This window comes from Streptomyces sp. NPDC005303 (genome assembly GCF_040607335.1).
In the GTDB taxonomy this organism is placed as follows: domain Bacteria; phylum Actinomycetota; class Actinomycetes; order Streptomycetales; family Streptomycetaceae; genus Streptomyces.
In genome coordinates, this window is sequence record NZ_JBEXGM010000047.1 from 1 (window position 1) to 16,308 (window position 16,308).

Annotated in this window: 12 protein-coding genes; 3 read left to right on the top strand and 9 right to left on the bottom strand. The window is 69.8% G+C overall.

The window, feature by feature from the left end:
- Positions 1 to 135: 135 nt before the first annotated feature.
- From ABZT93_RS37270 to ABZT93_RS37290, 5 genes are all read right to left on the bottom strand, one after another.
- A complete protein-coding gene (locus ABZT93_RS37270) occupies positions 136 to 2,385 on the bottom strand; it encodes a discoidin domain-containing protein (protein WP_356113026.1) in 2,250 nt (749 codons plus the stop codon).
- A gap of 107 nt (positions 2,386 to 2,492) precedes the next feature.
- On the bottom strand, positions 2,493 to 3,377 hold the full coding sequence (locus ABZT93_RS37275; RefSeq protein WP_356113027.1) for a carbohydrate ABC transporter permease: 885 nt from the start codon (positions 3,375 to 3,377) through the stop codon (positions 2,493 to 2,495).
- Between the two features lie 6 nt (positions 3,378 to 3,383).
- Complete coding sequence (locus tag ABZT93_RS37280; protein WP_356113029.1) at positions 3,384 to 4,361, bottom strand: sugar ABC transporter permease; 978 nt, start codon at positions 4,359 to 4,361, stop codon at positions 3,384 to 3,386.
- 52 nt (positions 4,362 to 4,413) lie between these two features.
- On the bottom strand, positions 4,414 to 5,709 hold the full coding sequence (locus tag ABZT93_RS37285) for an extracellular solute-binding protein (RefSeq protein WP_356113031.1): 1,296 nt from the start codon (positions 5,707 to 5,709) through the stop codon (positions 4,414 to 4,416).
- 75 nt (positions 5,710 to 5,784) lie between these two features.
- Positions 5,785 to 8,322 carry a glycoside hydrolase family 3 C-terminal domain-containing protein gene (locus ABZT93_RS37290; protein WP_356113033.1) on the bottom strand — a complete coding sequence of 846 codons (2,538 nt, stop codon included), beginning with the start codon at positions 8,320 to 8,322 and terminating at the stop codon, positions 5,785 to 5,787.
- A 155-nt stretch (positions 8,323 to 8,477) separates the two neighbouring features.
- On the opposite strand from ABZT93_RS37290, the gene ABZT93_RS37295 reads away from it, so the two are divergent.
- Positions 8,478 to 9,113 (top strand): TetR family transcriptional regulator, encoded by a 636-nt coding sequence (locus ABZT93_RS37295; protein ID WP_356113035.1) that lies wholly within the window; start codon positions 8,478 to 8,480, stop codon positions 9,111 to 9,113.
- 32 nt (positions 9,114 to 9,145) lie between these two features.
- Positions 9,146 to 9,382, top strand: coding sequence for a dihydrofolate reductase family protein (locus ABZT93_RS37300; RefSeq protein ID WP_356113036.1), 237 nt, complete (start codon positions 9,146 to 9,148; stop codon positions 9,380 to 9,382).
- A gap of 18 nt (positions 9,383 to 9,400) precedes the next feature.
- Here ABZT93_RS37300 and ABZT93_RS37305 read toward each other — a convergent pair whose 3' ends face one another.
- The 4 genes from ABZT93_RS37305 to ABZT93_RS37320 all read right to left on the bottom strand — a co-directional run bounded on the left by ABZT93_RS37305 (position 9,401) and on the right by ABZT93_RS37320 (position 14,505).
- Positions 9,401 to 10,393 (bottom strand): carbohydrate kinase, encoded by a 993-nt coding sequence (locus tag ABZT93_RS37305; protein ID WP_356113038.1) that lies wholly within the window; start codon positions 10,391 to 10,393, stop codon positions 9,401 to 9,403.
- Positions 10,394 to 10,578: 185 nt separating this feature from the next.
- Positions 10,579 to 12,030: a glycoside hydrolase family 32 protein gene (locus ABZT93_RS37310; protein WP_356113040.1), complete on the bottom strand. Its 1,452-nt coding sequence runs from the start codon at positions 12,028 to 12,030 to the stop codon at positions 10,579 to 10,581.
- Positions 12,023 to 13,402, bottom strand: coding sequence for a glycoside hydrolase family 172 protein (locus ABZT93_RS37315; RefSeq protein WP_356113042.1), 1,380 nt, complete (start codon positions 13,400 to 13,402; stop codon positions 12,023 to 12,025). Before ABZT93_RS37315 ends, ABZT93_RS37310 begins: the two co-directional genes overlap by 8 nt.
- Before the next feature lie 98 nt (positions 13,403 to 13,500).
- A complete protein-coding gene (locus ABZT93_RS37320; protein ID WP_356113044.1) occupies positions 13,501 to 14,505 on the bottom strand; it encodes a LacI family DNA-binding transcriptional regulator in 1,005 nt (334 codons plus the stop codon).
- A 443-nt stretch (positions 14,506 to 14,948) separates the two neighbouring features.
- Between ABZT93_RS37320 and ABZT93_RS37325 the strand changes: the two genes are divergently transcribed.
- Positions 14,949 to 16,298, top strand: a complete 1,350-nt coding sequence (locus ABZT93_RS37325) for an extracellular solute-binding protein (RefSeq protein WP_356113046.1) — start codon at positions 14,949 to 14,951, stop codon at positions 16,296 to 16,298.
- The last annotated feature ends 10 nt before the right edge of the window (positions 16,299 to 16,308 follow it).

Genomic DNA, 16,308 nt, shown 5'->3' on the forward strand with positions numbered 1-16,308 from the left:
AGGGTCACGGCCCCCACTGACTCCCCCGCATACGTGCCGACGACCATGCCGACCGCCCCCGCGAGCGCGGGCACCCCAATCCTCTTCACGGCGCCCCGACAGCTCTCAGGCTTTACACGGCGGTCCGGTTCTCATTCAGGCGGATCGTGTGGTGAAGATCGCGGCGGCGCCGGCGGGCAGTCGGTAGGTGTAGGTCGTGCTGCCCCACGGAATGCCGAACACGGCAGCGCTCGTGCCGGAGTTGTAAGCCACCTGCAGTCGGGTGCCGTCGGGCAGGGTCGCGCTCTTGCGCTGGAGGCCGGAGCCCTTGCCCGTGGACGAAGTGGCCTTCCCGTCCGGAGCGAGGACGGAGACGTCGTGGATGGACCACCAACTGCCGGAGCCGGCCTTGTTGACCACGCGGATGTAGCGGGCGGTGGACTTGGGCAACAGGATCCGGGTCATGGTGCTGCCGGGGCCGGTGGCGACGGGCTCGCCCCAGTTGGTGCCGTCGTCGGAGGTGTACACCTCGTACTGGCGGGCGAAGTCGCCGGACGAGGCGGTGGAGTCCAGGACGAGCTGGTCAAAGGTCTCTGTGGAGCCGAGGTCGAGCTGGAACCAGTCTCCGGGCTGCATCCCGTGGCCCGAGCTCCAGCGGGTGGACGCGTCACCGTCGATCGCCTTGGACGGCGGGTCGTCCGAGCTGCTCGCGGAGGCTGTCGCCTGCCAGCCGTCGCGGGAGAGGGCGGTCTCGCCGGTAGGGGCGGTGAGGGAGGCGCCGGTGGGCAGGGTGTAGCCGAGCCACTGGTCGCCGACGCGGACCTGGGGCTGCTGGGCGAGCAGGCTGCTGTCGTAGCTGATCAGTGCCCGGCTGCCGTCGGAGTTACGGAAGGGAATGTCGACCGAGCCGATGGCTGACGGGGCGGTGCTGCCCTGCTGGGTGCCGGTCCAGGTGAAGGTGGCGGCCGCTCCGGCGGCGAGGGTGTAGGTGAAGGTGCGGTTGCCCCAGCGGACGGTGAAGGTGCGCTCGGCGGTGCTGGAGTTGTAGGCGATCAGCGCGGTGGAGCCGTCGGGGTTGGTGAAGGCGACGTCTTCGAGGTCGCCCTTGCCGAAGCTGTTGGAGGCGACCCGGCGCGCGCCCGGCTGGACGAACTTGCTTGCCTGGGCGAGGCCCCAGTAGTCGGCCGTCGGCTTGTACGAGTAGGTGCCGTCGGCGTTCTGGGAGACCGTCACCACCGGACGGCAGCCCTGGCAGCCGTTGTTGGTGGGGCCGCTGGAGCCGTCGAGGGCGATGTTCCAGCGGATGATGCTCTGGGCCCAGTTGCGCGGGCCGTTGATGATGTTGTCCATGGTGCCGGCGAAGGTGGTGCTCTGACCGGTGCCCTCCCAAGTGCCGCCGGAGCACTCGCTCTGGAAGGCGGGCTTGTTCGGGTAGTCGTTGTGGACGACGGTCTGGGCCGAGACGTCGCCGGCGTAGCAGTGCCAGGCGGTCCCGGCGACGTTCTTCGCGCTCGCCGCGTCGGTGTACAAAGACTCGGGGTAGCTGGTGACGTCCCAGTTGTGGTCGTAGCCCAGGATGCCCGTCTTCAGGTGCTGCTTGCGCAGGGTCGGGGCGAGGTAGTCGTTGATGAAGGTCTTGGCCTGGTCCGCCGTCAGGCTCGTGCTCGGGTAGGCGGAGGTGTTGTTGAGCGGCTCGTTCTGCGGGGTGACGTAGCGGACCGGGATCCCGGCCGCCTTGTACGCCTTGAGGAACTTGGCGAAGTAGTCGGCGAGTTGCGGGTAGGCGGCGGGCTTGATCTGGCCGCCGTTCATCGTGTCGCCGGTCTTCATCCACCCGGGCGGGCTCCACGGGGTGGCCATGACGGTCAGCTGCGGGTTGAGCTTTCGGGCCTGCTTGAGCAGGGGGATGGTGTACGCACGGTCGTGGTCGATGGAGAAGTTGGCGAGCGTGGGGTCGCTCTCGCCGGCCGGCATGTCGTCGTAGGAGTAGTTGCCGTTGACGGTGAAGTCGGTGGCGCCCATGGGCTGGCGCAGGAAGCTCAGGCCGATGCCGTCGCTGCGGCTGAAGAGGTCGCGCATCAGGGCGTTGCGCTGCTTGGTGGTGAGCTTGGTGCCGACCAGCCAGGCGGAGGAGTCGGTGAAGGAGGCCCCGAAGCCGGTCATCTGCTGGTACTTGCGGGTGGTGTCGACCGTGATGGTCGAGGACCCCGCGGCTGCCGAGCCCGTCTTCCAGGTCACCGGCGCCTGCTTGGACAGGTAGGTGCCGGTGGACGGGTTGGTGAGCCAGACCAGCGCGTTGCCGGACACGGCGGCGGCGGAGGCCGGGAGCGCCGGGAGGGTCGCGAGCAGGGCGGCGACGGTGGTCGCCAAGGCGGTCCGGCGCCATTGCCGGGTGGTGGTTCGCATGGTGCGGCTCCTTGCGGGCAGGACGGTCCTGCACGGCGGCTCGCGTGCATGACAGGGGTGGTGCGCAACCGGCGCGTGGGGGCCCGGTAAGGGCGCCGGAGCTTCGGTCACTTCAGACCGGTGGTGGCGATGCCGGCCACGAAGTGGCGCTGGAAGAGCAGGAAGACGATGGTCACCGGGAGAAGCACGACGACGGCTCCGGCGAGCAGGACGCCGAAGCGGGTGAAGTCCTGTCCGCTGCTGGCCAGGGCGAGGCCGACGGGGAGGGTGTACTGGCTCTCGTTCTGGGCCACGACCAGCGGCCACAGGAAGTTGTTCCACGAGCCGAGGAAGGTGATGATCCCCAGCGTGGCGAGGGCAGGCCTGGTCAGCGGCAGGATGATCTTCCAGAAGATGGCCAGCTCGCGGCAGCCGTCGACGCGGGCGGCGTCGATGAGTTCGTCGGGCAGGGTGGAGATGAACTGCCGCATCAGGAACACCCCGAACGGGGTGGCGAGGAACGGCAGGATCAGACCGAGCAGGGAACCGGTCAGCTTCATGTTGGCGACGAGCACGTACAGCGGTACGAAGGTGACCAGGCCCGGCACCATCAGCGTGGCCATGACCAGACCGAACACCGCGCGCCGGCCACGGAACTCCAGCTTGGCCAGGGCGTAGCCGAGCATGGAGCAGAAGATCAGGTTTCCGGCGGTGACGGCCAGCGCCACGATCACCGAGTTGGCGAACATGCTCGCGAAGTCGAGGCTGCTGAACAGCTCGCGGTAGTTGACGACGGTGGGCCTGACGGGGATCAGGTCCGGCGGGATCTTGCGGATGTCGCCCTCGGACTTGAACGCCCCGGACAGCATCCACAGGAACGGCGTGACCATGAGCAGCAGCAGGGCACTGAGCGGTAGGTAGAGCCAGGGGCGGCCCCACTCCTGCCGGATGCGGCGACGGCGCAGGATCTTCTCCGTCGACGATCGCGTGCCAAGGGAATCAATCGTGGTCATGGGGCATCAGTCCTTGTCCCGCAGCATGCGGAACTGCAGCACGGTCAGGGCGATGATCAGGACGAAGACGACGTAGCCGGCGGCCGAGGCGACGCCGTAGTTGCCGTTGCCGAACTGCTTGTAGGCGTACAGGGTGGCCGACAGGGTGGAGTCCAGCGGGCCGCCGCCGGTCATGACGAACGGTTCGTCGAAGAACTGCAGGTAGCCGATGCCGGTGGTGACGGCGGTGAGCAGCAGGGCGGGACGCAGGAGCGGGAAGGTGACGCGCCAGAAGCGCTGCCAGGCTCCGGCGCCGTCGAGTTCGGCCGCTTCCATCAGGGACTGGGGCACGGACTGCAGGCCCGCCAGCATGATGATCATGACGGTGCCGAGGTTTCGCCACACCGCCATCACGATCATGACGGGGAGGGCGAAGCGGGTGTCGGCCAGCCAGGCCGGGCCGTCGATGCCGAACCAGGCGAGGACGGTGTTGACCAGGCCCGCGCGGGGTTCGAGGAGGGTCTTCCAGACCACGGCGACGGCCACGACGCTGGTGATCACCGGCAGGTAGAAGCCGACCCGGAACAGGGCGCGGAAGCGCCGGATGCCGCTGTCGAGGGCAACCGCGGCGGCAAGCCCGGCGGCGAGTGTCAGGGGCAGCGCCACCAGGACGAATACGCCGGTGTTGCGCAGGGCCGTGAAGAACTGCGGGTCCTGGAAGAGCCGGACGTAGTTGTCGAGGCCGGTGAACGACACGTTCAGCGGCGTGCGCAGGTCGGCGCTCCGGGTGTCGGTGAGGCTCATGAGCATCGACCAGACGACCGGCAGCAGCATGAAGGCGAGGAACAGGGCGAGGAAGGGGGCGGCGAGGACCCATGCGGCGCGGGCCTGGCGGCCTTGTGCGGTACGCCGCCTCAGGGGGCTGCGGCGGCGGGCCGCCGCCGGCTGCGGGCCGGCGGCGTCGCGCTCCTGGGTGCCCTGCCCGGTGATGGTGCTCGTGGGCATGGTTGTCATCCGTCCATACGGCGAAGGGGACGAGGGATGCGGGCGGCGGCGCTCAGCGGCCGGTGCCGATGCCGGTGGCCTTGGACTGCAGGGTCTTCTGCACGTCGGCGACGCTGGCCTTGCCGTAGGCGAGTTTCTCCAGCTCGGAGTCGATGGCGTCGGCGACCTGCTGCCAGGTGGTGATGGCCGGCGGGGCCTTGGTGACCTTCAGCTGGGACTCGAAGGCCGCCATCTTGGTGTTCTGGCTCAGCTTGCCCTCCGACCAGGACTGGACGGCGGCGGGCAGGTTGCCGGTGGCCTCGCCGTAGGTGGCCAGGTTCTTCGGTTCGGTGAGGAACTTGACGAACTTCCAGGCCGCGTCGGCGTTCTTGGCGTCCTTGAAGACGGCCAGGTCGCTGCCGCCGGCCAGGCCGGCCGACGTCGTGCCCTTGGGCAGCGGCATCGTCTGCCACTTGCTGTCCAACGCGGGGGCGTTCAGGTGCAGGTTTCCGCCGGTGCTGGCGCCCTGCTGGACGGTGCCGATCAGGCCGTTCTGGAAGTTCTGGCCGGAGTCGGTCTTGTCGTTCGGCGACAGCTTGTCCTTGAAGATCCCGCTGTAGTACTCGAGCGCCTTGGTGACGGCGGGCGAGTCGAAGGTGAACTTCTTGGCGGAGGCGTCGTAGATGTCGCCGCCCTGCTGCCACACCATCGGCAGCCAGAACAGCCAGGAGTTGAAGCCGGTCTGCAGCTGGGTGGCGTGGCGCAGCTTGGGATTCTGCTTGCCGGAGGTGGCCTGGATGGCCTTGAGGTCCTTCAGGTAGCCGGCCCAGTCATCCGCCGGGGTGCCGTTGATGCCGGCCTTGCTGGTGATGTCGCTGCGGTAATAGATCACCGAGGTGTCGGCGATGAACGGCACGCCGTATGAGGTGTCCTTGTACTTCGTGGTGTCCCACTGGCCGGGGAAGAACGCTGACGACCTGAACGAGGCCGGGGTGGCCTGGAACCCCTTCATGGCGGCCATCTCGGCCATCCAGGTCGAGCCGATCAGGGACAGGTCAGGGGTGTTGCCGCCGGCGATCGCGGTGGTCAGCTTCTCGTGCGCGGCGTCCCACGGCACCGCGGTGATCTGCACCGTCACGTCCGGGTTCTGCTGCTCGAACTTCTGCGCCAGGCTCTGCAGGTCCTTGTCGGCCTTGTCGCCCATGGACCACATGACCAGCTTGCCCTTGGCCTTGCCGCTGCCGATCTTCGCCGGGGCGTTGTCGGTGGCGGAGTCGGCGCTGCGGCCGCAGCCGGTGGCCAACAGGGCCGCGGCGACAGTGGCGCAGGCGATCTGGACGGTTCTGGCCGTGGGACGGAGGATGCTCATGGTTGCGGCTCCTTGCGGTCGTGCAGATGAGGGTGAGGCAGGGGCGGGGCAAAGGGATGGGCGAGCCGGGTTGGCTCAGACCACGGGGTGCAAGCGCCCGTCGTCGACGGTCACCTCGGCGGTGAGATGCGGATCACGGCTGGAGCGTCCGACGTGCAGGCGGTAGCGGCCGGGCGGAGTACGCCACGCGCTCGCCTCGACGTCCCAGATCTGGAAGGCGCGGGCGGGTACGCGCACGTCGGCGGTGACGCGGGCGCCGGGTGCCGCGTGGACGGTGGCGAAGCCGGCGAGCAGGCGCACCGGCCGGTCGGGGCCGTCCTGCGGCGGCTCCAGGTAGACCTGGACGACCTCGCGGCCGGCCCGGGGGCCGGTGTTGGTCAGTGCCACGGTCAGGTTGAGCCCGTCTCCGCCTGCGGGGCTGGTCAGGGAGGCGGCGGAGACGGGAGTCGGGGTGAGGGTGACGGACTCGTAGGTCCATCGGGTCCAGCCCAGGCCGTGGCCGAAGGGGAAGGCCGGAACGAGTCCGGCGCGGTCCCAGCCCCGGTGGCCGACGTGGACGCCCTCGGTGTAGTCCACGATGCCGTCGTGGGGGCGGGCGTCGGGGACGGGGACGTCCTCGGCGCGGGCGGGTAGCGTCCAGGGCAGGCGGCCCGACGGTTCGGCCTGGCCGAGGAGCACGTCGGCGAGTGCGTGCCCCGCCTCCTGGCCCGGCAGCCACGCCCACAACAGGGCGGGGGCTTCGTCGGCCCAGGGCAGCAGCACCGGTGCGCCGGCGTTGACGACCACGATGGTGCGCGGGTTGGCGGCGATCACCTTGCGGACCAAGTCGTTCTGGTGGCCGGGCAGGTCGAGGCCGGTGCGGTCCCAGCCCTCGGACTCCACTTCCTCGTTGGTGCCCACCACGACGACGGCCACGTCGGCGGCCTGGGCCGCGGAGGCGGCTTCGGCGATCTCCTCGTACGGGGTGGGGCCGGGCGGTGCGTGCCGGATCTGGGCGGTGACGAAGCGGCCGTAGCCGCCGCCGTCGACGACGGTCAGCTCCAGGGCGAGGGCGAGTGTGCGCCCTTCCGGCCCCGCCTCGATGTCGATCCCCCGCTGGGGCGGATGGCTGTGGCTGGACTCGAGCACCAGCTCCACACCCCGGTCGTCATCCCCGGCCAGGACCTGCTCGCCGTCGACGCTGACGCTGAAGCGCCCCGCGCAGCCGAACTCCAAGCGGTGCGTGCCCGGTTCGGTGAGGGTCAACCGGGTGCGCAGCAGGACCCGGGAAGTCTCGGGGCGGAAGGCGTCGTACATGGTCCAGTCGCCGGTCGCGTCGACCTCGCCGCCGATCCGCTTGCCGTCGGCGTCCAGATGGTCGGCGCGTATGCCGGTCGCACCGGTGTCGGGGTCGGTGAGCAGTTCGGCGGAGGCGTACGGCAGGCGCAGGCGGGCATCGCCGCCCCGGTGCACGGTCAGTCGCACGTCGTCGGGGAGTGCGGCGCGCAGTCCTTCCTCGTACGACACGGTGCGTACCACCGGCACGTAGGCGCTGCCGCCGCCCTGGAGGTAGGGCGCCATGGCGTTCGGGCCGATCAGCGCGACGCTGCGGAGGCCGTTCGGCGCCAGCGGGAGCAGGTCTTCCTGGTTGCGGAGCAGCACGGTGCCGCGGGCGGCGACCTCGCGCAGCAGTAGGAACTCCTCCGGTGCGGGCTCCGCCGGGACGGGGGCCGGCCCCGGCTGGTCGAGGGCGCCCACGTGCCGGGCCAGGCGCAGCAGCCGTAGCACCTTGTCGTCGACGAGTTCCTCGTCCACCTCGCCGGCTCGCACGGCCGCCGCGAGGGCGTCACCCCAGGGGCCGTCGGGCCCGGGCATCACCAGATCCAGACCGCCGACCGCCGAGGCCACGGTGGAGCGGTTCGCGGCCCAGTCGCTGACCACGGGCCCGGTGTAACCCCACTCCTTCTTCAGCAGCTCACGCAGCAACCGCGCGTTCTCGGTCATCGGCGCCGACTCGGTCCCATCGTCCACGCCCGAGTACGCGGCCATCACGCTCCACGGCTCGGCCTCGGCGATGACCTGCTCGAAGGGGGCCAGGTAGACCTCCCGCAGCGTGCGCTCGTCTAGCCGGGCGCGGTACCGGGTGCGGTCGGTCTCGGAGTCGTTGGCGACGAAGTGCTTCAGACAGGCGCCCACGCCGCGGCTCTGCAGGCCGCGTACGACGGCGGCGGCCAGGGTGCCGGTGAGCAGCGGGTCCTCGGAGAAGTACTCGAAGTGCCGCCCGGCTACCGGAGTGCGCTGGAGGTTGACCACCGGGGCCAGCACCACGCCGACGCCCTTGCGGCGGGCCTCTACGGCGAACAGCTCCCCCAGCCGCTCGGCGAGGCCGGTGTCCCAGGCCGCGGCGAGCGCGCTCGGCGCGGGGGCCAGCAGGCCGGTCTCGTCGGGATCGTCACCGGTACCCCGTACACCCTGCGGGCCGTCGGACATCGTCACCGCGGACAGACCGAGCCGGGGCTCGGCCGGGAGTCTCCACAGGTCCATGCCGGTGAGCAGGCGGATCTTGGAGTCAAGGTCCAGGGCGCGGATGCGGTCACGGAGTTCGGTGTCATCGGGGAGGGCAGGGCGGCTCATGCTCGTCCTTCCAGGCCGCGGTGCGGCACGAAGCGGGTGGAACGGAGAGCAGAAAAGCACACTTACTAAGTACTTAGTAAGTCCTTGTGCGTAAGTTCCTCTTCAGGTTTGATCGGAAGGTGACCACTGATCGACAGCCCCGTAGACTCCGCACGATGAGCGAGAGCAGGCCGAACGGGGAGCGGCAGCCCCGCGCCGGGAAGAGCCTCAAGGCCCAGCAGCGACGGCAGGAAATCCTGCAGATCGCCATGGACACCTTCGCCGCGCGCGGCTACAACAACGCCTCCTTGCAGGAGATCGCCGACCGGGCCGGCATCACCCAGGCCGGCGTCCTGCACTACTTCCGCTCCAAGGCCCAGCTGCTCACCAGCGTCCTGGACCTGCGCGACGCAAGCGACATCGAGCAGCTCGGCCCCGAGCGCCCCCGGGGCCTGGCCTTCCTGCGCCACCTGGTCGACACAGCCCGCCGCAACACCGAACGCGAAGGCATCGTCCGGCTGTACGCGGTCCTATCGGCGGAAAGCGTCACCGAAGGCCACCCCGCCCAGGACTACTTCCGTGAGCGTTACGCCGGCCTGCGCGCCTTCGTCACCGAAGCCCTCGCCGAAGCGTCCGAACTCGGCGAGACCCGGCCCGGCCTCGACCTCGAAGAGGCAGCCACCGCGATCATCGCCGTCATGGACGGCCTCCAGATCCAGTGGCTGCTCGCCCCGGACTCCGTCGACATGGCCGCCTCCACGGACCGGGTCATCACCGCGCTGCTGGCCGGTTTCACCGGCAAAGCCACCTGACGCCCAGACGCCTACCGCCCCGTGGCGATGAGTTGGCTGCGTGGGCCGGATCGAACGAGGGCAAGGACGTCGGACGAGAGGATCGACCATGCCCTCAGGTTTTCTCGCCCACCATCGGCGGACAGCTGCTCAAGCGTGGACTGATCGACGAAATCGACCTCCACATGGTGCCGGTCCTGCTCGGCGACGGCATCCGCCTCTTCGACAATCCTGGGGGCGGCCCGTCCGGCTCCAACTGCTCGGCGGTGACGAACCGTTCGCCGCGGTGAACCTGCGCTACCGCTCGGTCACGACCAGGGATTGAGCACAAGGCCGGTGTCTGCCTCCAGCGCCGCCTCGCCCGCGCGGGGCGGGTTCGCGCCGGGGACTGAGCAGGTCAGGGCGGCGACGCGGGCGGCGAAGGTGCAGGCGTCGGTGAGGTCCGTGAGGTTCAGCCCGTCGAGTCGTCCACCGAGGTGTCCGAGGGCGGCGAGGCGGTGGAGCAGGCCGGCGGTGAAGGAGTCGCCCGCGCCGACGGTGTCGGCGACGTCGACGGGCGGGGCGGGCACCGTAATGCGGCGGCCGTCGAGGGAGGCCAGGGCGCCGCGTTCGCCGAGGGTGATGACCACGAGCCGCGCACCGGCCGCGTGCCAGGTATCGCACGCCTCTTCGGGGCCCGTGCCGGGGAGGAGCACAGCGAGGTCGTCCTCGCTGAGGCGCAGGATGTCTGCGAGGGCGCACCAGCGGGGGATACGTTCGCGATAGGCGGTGGGCGATACGAGCAGGGGGCGGACGTTCGGGTCGACGGACACGGTGACCCGCTCGCGCACCTGGGCGAGGTGGTCCTCGACGCGGCTGCCGCCGGGGTCGCGTATCAGCGCCAAGGAGCCCGTGTGCAGGCAGACGGTGTCGTCGTACACGCCGGCGGCGAGTTCGCCGTAGGTCCACTGCCAGTCTGCGGCGTTGTCGGCGTAGAAGCTGTAGGTGGCCTGGCCCGTGTCGTCGAGGGTGGCGATGGCGAGGGTGCTGGGCTCAGAGGTGGTCACGCTGCCGGTCAGGTCGACGCCTGAGTCGGTGAGACGGCTGCGGAAGAGGGCGCCAAAAGCGTCCTGGGAGATGCGGGCGCGGAAGCGGGTGGGAGTGCCGAGCCGGGCGAGGGCGACGGCGGTGTTTGCGGGGCCGCCGCCGGGCAGGACCCGCAGGGCGAGCTCGTCCGCACCGGATCGGGTGGGGTCGGTGAAGGCGTCGGCGACGCACTCGCCGATGACGGTGACCGTGCCGGGAGATTCGAGTGTGGGCATGGTGGGTTCTGTCTCTCTGGGGAAGCGCACGAGCTGCCGCAAGGCCGCGTGGCACGTGCGGTGAGTACTGGTTGTCCGCGGATCGTCCACTGGAGACGACCTCGCCCAGTGGACGGCGCCGGAGGCCGGTCGCCCCGCCCTTGGCACGGCCGAACAGGGCCTGCGGCCGTGCCAAGGGACCCGGGTCAGGCCTCAGGCCGGTCCGTTGCGGTCAGATCCCATGCCGCGACCGCATACGCGGCCGACGCGGCGCCCGCACTGCTCATCTGCAGCCGCCAGGGACCGTCGCCGATGGGATACAGACGCAAGGTCAGCGTGCGGCCCGACCCGGTGAAGATCTCCGCCACCGAGTGGTCCAGCAGGATCCGCAGAGTCGCGGTGTGCCCTTCCGGGGGGAGGTGCCAGCGGCCGCCCTTGGCCCGGGAGTCGAGCGAGGCGTGGTCGCGGTCGACGACCACCCTGCCGCTGACCAGCTGGTGGACGATGTCGAGGTACTCGGAACCGTCCGATGAGGTCAGCAGCCGCAGGCGGGCTCCGGGTTCCAGGCTCACCGTCAGGTCAGTCGCCCGGGACACCTCGCCGAGGTCCACCGGCTGCTCTGGGCCAGCCTGGCCGGACGCGGCGATCCGGCGTTCGCCGCGCAGGGCGAGCAGTTCACGGGCCGGTCGCTGGATCAGCCCACCGTCCGGACCCGGTTCCAGTTCGCGGGGCAGCGACAGCATGCCGGCCCAGCCGACCTCGTCGGTCCACGTGCTGGGGGCGCCCACGCGTTCCTCGTCCCGCGCTTCCCAGATCCAGGCCCACATCAGCCAGCGCCCGTCGGGAGCCCGCAGCAGGGCGGGGGCGTAGAGGTCTGGCCCGTGGTCGAGGAGTCGCGCCGCCGTAGCTCGGAACTCGCCGTCCTCCTCGCAGCCCGGCCAGTAGACCGTGCAGCTGGCCCCCTCCTCGGGGTCCCATGCACTGGCGAGGACGGCCCCCGTGCCGTCGGCGAAGGCGGCGTACTGGGCGCACTCCCAGCCTTCCTCGGTGTTGCGTCCGTCGGGCAACGGCTGGGGTGGGCAGGCCAGGAAGACACCCCTGTACGACCATGCGTCGAGGTCGTCCGAGGTGTACTCCACGGCCGCTCCCCGGCCGTCGGCGAGCGCGGCGCCGACCAGCATCCGCCACCGGTCCCCGTCTCGCCACACATAGGGGTCGCGGAACATCGTCGTACCCTCGGGCGCGTCCGGGATCAGGAGCCGGCCGCGTTTGGTGAAGGTCGTACCGCCGTCGTCCGAGACCGCCGAGGTCACCGGCTGGTGCCGGCGGTCGGGGTGGCGGGCGGAGTAGAAGGCGGTGAGGCTGCCGTCGTACGAGACCGCGTTGCCCGACCAGACGCCGCCCTCGTCGTCTCCGCCGGGGGTGGGCGCCAGGGCCACCGGCAGCAGCTCCCAATGGATCAGGTCGCGGCTGCGGAAGTGGCCCCAGTGCATGTCGGCATGGCGGGCGCTGTGCGGGTTGTACTGGAAGAACACGTGGTAGTGGCCGTCGTGGAAGACCAGGCCGTTGGGGTCGTTGATCCAGTGCCGCGGCGGGCGGAGGTGGACCGCCGGGAAGTGCGTGTCCAGCGATACGGCGATGGCCTGGGTCTCAGCCATGGGCGCGCTCGTCGTAGCGGCGGCGCACGGCCGCGGCCTGCTTGATGTTCGCCTCGGACTCCTGGAGCGAGCGCTCGCCACGCTGCCGGGTGCGCTCGGCGAGGTTGTTCATGTGGCGCTCGAAGCGGGCCGCGTAGCGCTCGCGCATCACCGCGATCTCCTCGGCGACCGCGCCGGAACGCGGGGCGGCTGTCGGCATCGGCTGCCCGGCCGGGCGCACCGGAAGGCGCTGCTCCAGCGGCAGGATGGTCGCCTTCGGCGAGGGCAGGGTCTGGTACCAGTACGCGGTCGAGGCCCAGTCATCGGCGAGGTGGTTGCCGTGGCCGTGCTCGATGGAGACCTTGATGCGTTCCTCGAAGCGGATCGGATCGGCCACGTGGAAGCGGTAGTTGACCGAGTAGCCGGGCACGTCGGCCTCGTGGAGGATCGCGCCGTGGTAGAGGTAGGCGTTCTTCTGCATGCCCCAGGCGTGGTTGAAGTAGTCCTCGGTACCTGTGCCGTGCAGGGACGGCGGCCAGCTGGTGGAGCCGTCGGGCAGGAAGTCGTCGTCGATCCAGATCATGTCGTTGCCCTCGCCCCACCAGCTGCCCTGCCTGTGGTGGACGGAGAGGTTGCAGCCGACGTAGTGGCCCTTGCCCTCGGTGTTGAGAATGACGTAGTTGTCCTCGCCGGTGAGGTCGACGATGTTGACCTCGGGGCTGTTGGTCTGGATGTCCGGCGCCCAGCCGTTGCAGGGGTTGCTGCGGTTCCAGCGGGCGTGAAAGTACAGGGTGTCGTCCGGCAGCGGGTCCGGGAACAGCTCGTAGTCGATGTAGAAGTACTGCTGGATGGGCAGGTCGTTCTCGTTGACCAGCTCGATGCGAGCGCGCTTGTTGAACGGCATCGGCGCCCAGCTGTTGAGGGCCGCGCTGCCGCCGAAGATCAGGGACTCCTCGGGCTTGGCGGAGACCGTGAACAGGGCCGACTGGTAGCTGTTGGGCATGCAGTGGCCGATGCCGAAGAAGTCGCCGAGCGGGACCAGGACGGCCGGCTCCTCCTCGTCGTCCCAGGTGATCCGGATGAGGACCTTGCGGTAGTAGTCGGGGTCCGGCTCCTCCCAGTTGACGCCGAGGGCGTTGTGGATCTCCATCACGGGGGCCACGGTGTCGGCCTCCAGCGGGTCGATCAGGCCGGGGCCGAGGGTCTTGCGGCAGAACTGGGTCATCCAGATGTGCGTGATCCGGCCCGGACCCTCGAGGTCGGCCAGCACCCGGGACGAGTGGGCCGGGGTGGTCCAGTAGTCCTGGTTGCGGCCCCGCTGGTCCCAGCTGGAGACGCGTGCGGTGCGGGCCGTCGTCGGGCGCGTGAGGTGTTCGAGAGCAGATGTGGACATGGGAGACTGACCCTTCAGTGTTCGTGCATGTTGGTGCGTCGCTGAACTCGGGCGGCGGGAGACTCGACCTCTCCCGCCGCCCCCTTTTGTCGTGTGGCTCAGGCCGGGCAGCCGCAGGACTCCCGGTAGGTGATCTCGGGCTCCAGGCGGACGGTGCGCGGACGGGACGTGAGGCTGCCGTCGATGCGACTGAGCAGCAGCTCCATCGCGGTGGCACCGATCTCGTGGGCGGGCTGGGTGACGGTGGTGATGCCCGGCCGGAACAGATCCGAGTGCGGGAAGCCGTCGAAGGTCGCGAAGGCGAAGTCGTCCGGGGTCGTCAAGCCCAGACCCTTCGCCGCCTCCAGCACCCCCGCCGCGGTCTCGGTGCTGGCGGCGACCACCGCCGACGGTGGCTCGGACTGCCGCAGCACGCCCACCATCCGCTCGCGGGTGTCGTCCGCGCGGCCGCTGCCGGTGACGACGAGCGCGTCGTCGACGGCGATGCCCGCCTCCCCGAGTGCTTCGAGGTAGCCACGCCGCCGCTCCGCGAGGGTGGGCACATCGATGTCGCCCGCGGCCAGCGCGATCCGCCGGTGGCCGTGTTCCACCAGGTGGTGCACCAGCTCCCGCACGGGCGCGGTGTTCTCCACGCCCACCTGGTCCGCCCGGACGCCGCCGAGGCGGTCGATCAGGACGACCGGGGTGCCCTGGTCGATGACCGCGGCGATGGCCTCGCGGTGGGACCGGGCGACCGGAGCGATGAGCAGGCCGTCGACCCGCCGTTCGGCGAGCACCTCCAGCGCCCTGGCCTCCAGTTCCGGGTCCTCGCCGGAGTTGGCCAGCAGCACGGTCAGGCCGGCGTCCATGGCCTCCCGCTCGACCCCGCGGGCCATCGCCGCGAAGGCCGGCTCGGACACGTCCGTGAGGATCAGTCCGATGGAGTCGGTCCGCGAGCGGCGCATCGCCCGGGCCAGGCCGTCGCGCCGGTAACCCGTACTCCTGACCGCCTCCTCGACCCGAGTGCGGGTCTCGTCGCGAACCGGCCGGGTGCCGTTGATGACGTGCGACACGGTGGACGTGGACACTCCGGCCATCCGTGCAACGTCGGAGATCGTGGCCACTGCTGCTTCGCCGCCTCCTCGTGTGATCAGCGCCGGAATCAGGCATTCCGGGCCGGTGTGTTCCAGGGATACCGTGTCGGTCCGCGTGGCCCGTGGGCCAGTCGGACGGACGCTGAGTCGCCCTCACGCTCCGAAGGTTCATCGAAACGATTGCGCCGACCATTGCACGCTCTGTCGACGTGCGTCAATGCCTGTGAGCGGCAGCGATCGGCCACTCTTTGGAAACTTCTCGGACATACGGTATTGACACCACAAGCCGTTCGAGGGCACCTTTCATCGAAACGTTTGCGTCACGGCCGAACAGGGCCGTCCCCCACGCCGCAGCCCGAGCGCACCGGACATCCACCCGGCACCCGGCGGCCCAGGACCGATCACGGCGCCCGAGCGTCCGTCACTCCCCCGCCGGTCTTGCCAACACCCAGTTCCCGGAAGGCAGCAGCACCATGGCGACCTCCCCTCAGCCCGCGCCCTCATCGCCCTCGTCGTCGAGACAGCGCTCCGGCATCTCGCGCCGTCTCCTGATCGCCGCGACCGCGAGCACCCTGCTGGCCACCGCCACGGCCTGCGGTTCCGCGGTGAACACGGCGGACGGTTCGTCCTCGGACGGCCTGATATCCCTGTCCATGCAGAACCCGGACAGCAAGACCCAGGACCCGGCGACCTGGCAGCTGGTGCAGGAGTTCAACAAGAAGCACCCCGACATGAAGATCAAGCTGGAGGGCCAGCCGGTCGACCAGCACGAGCAGCGGATGACCATCGCCGCGCAGAGCGGCACCCTGCCGGAGATCTTCTGGGTCTACGACTCCCTGGCGAAGACCATGGTCAAGAACGGCAACCTGCTGGACCTCAACCCGATCCTCGCCGAGAACGGCCTCAAGTCGAAGTTCGCCCCGAGCATGCTCGCCGGGTTCAAGCAGGGCGATGTCCAGTACGGCCTCCCGTACCAGGCGCTCGTCACCGGCTTCTACTACAACAAGGCCATCCTGGACGAGCACAAGATCGCCGTCCCGGAGACCTTCGACGATCTGATCGCCGCGGTGAAGAAGCTCAAGGCCGCCGGGGTGGCACCGATCGCGCAGGGCGCGAACAACTCCTCGTTCAGCGTCTGGGCGTTCCTGACCATGCTCGACCGCTTCGGCTACGAGTCGAAGTACCAGGACATCCTGTCCGGCAAGGCGAGTTACGACAACGCGGACTTCCTCCGCCTGTACCAGCACGTGGAGAAGCTCGCCAAGGCCGGCGCATTCCCCTCCAACATGAACACCCAGACCTACGCCCAGGCCGTCGCCTCCTACACGGACGGCAAGGCGGCCTTCCTCGACGCGGGCGTCTGGGAGGCGGCGAAGATCCAGAAGACCGCGGTGGGCAAGGACACCGGCTTCTGGGCCGGCCCCACCTTCTCCGACGGCGTCGGCGAGCAGAAGCTCGTCATGAACGTCCCCTCGGCGCCGTTCGTCGTCAGCGCCAAGGTCAAGCAGGACAAGAAGAAGTACGCGGCGGTGAAGGCGTTCATCCAGTTCTACTACAGCGACGCGGGCCAGAAGATCCTCGTCGACAACGCCCAGCCACCGGTGACGACGTACAAGCCGGACGTCGACGCCACCAAGAACTCGGTCTTCGCCGCTGTCCTGGCCGAAGCCTCCAAGCCCGGCTGGAAGAGCCCCAAGGCCCAGCCCGACCTGGTGGTCTCCGCGGCCACCGCGAGCGCCATGTACGACAGCTTGTACGGCGTGATGGGCGGCAGCCTCAGCCCCGAAGAGGCCGTGAAGAACGTCCAGAAGACCATCAAGTAGGTGTCGGCGG

What these genes read in the sequence shown, in the direction of transcription:
- ABZT93_RS37275 (WP_356113027.1), bottom strand. Translation starts at nt 3,377, where the DNA reads ATGACCACGATTGATTCCCTTGGCACGCGATCGTCGACGGAGAAGATC.
- ABZT93_RS37315 (WP_356113042.1), bottom strand. Translation starts at nt 13,402, where the DNA reads ATGTCCACATCTGCTCTCGAACACCTCACGCGCCCGACGACGGCCCGC.
- ABZT93_RS37305 (WP_356113038.1), bottom strand. Translation starts at nt 10,393, where the DNA reads ATGCCCACACTCGAATCTCCCGGCACGGTCACCGTCATCGGCGAGTGC.
- ABZT93_RS37285 (WP_356113031.1), bottom strand. Translation starts at nt 5,709, where the DNA reads ATGAGCATCCTCCGTCCCACGGCCAGAACCGTCCAGATCGCCTGCGCC.
- ABZT93_RS37325 (WP_356113046.1), top strand. Translation starts at nt 14,949, where the DNA reads ATGGCGACCTCCCCTCAGCCCGCGCCCTCATCGCCCTCGTCGTCGAGA.
- ABZT93_RS37290 (WP_356113033.1), bottom strand. Translation starts at nt 8,322, where the DNA reads ATGAGCCGCCCTGCCCTCCCCGATGACACCGAACTCCGTGACCGCATC.
- ABZT93_RS37270 (WP_356113026.1), bottom strand. Translation starts at nt 2,385, where the DNA reads ATGCGAACCACCACCCGGCAATGGCGCCGGACCGCCTTGGCGACCACC.
- ABZT93_RS37295 (WP_356113035.1), top strand. Translation starts at nt 8,478, where the DNA reads ATGAGCGAGAGCAGGCCGAACGGGGAGCGGCAGCCCCGCGCCGGGAAG.
- ABZT93_RS37310 (WP_356113040.1), bottom strand. Translation starts at nt 12,030, where the DNA reads ATGGCTGAGACCCAGGCCATCGCCGTATCGCTGGACACGCACTTCCCG.
- ABZT93_RS37280 (WP_356113029.1), bottom strand. Translation starts at nt 4,361, where the DNA reads ATGCCCACGAGCACCATCACCGGGCAGGGCACCCAGGAGCGCGACGCC.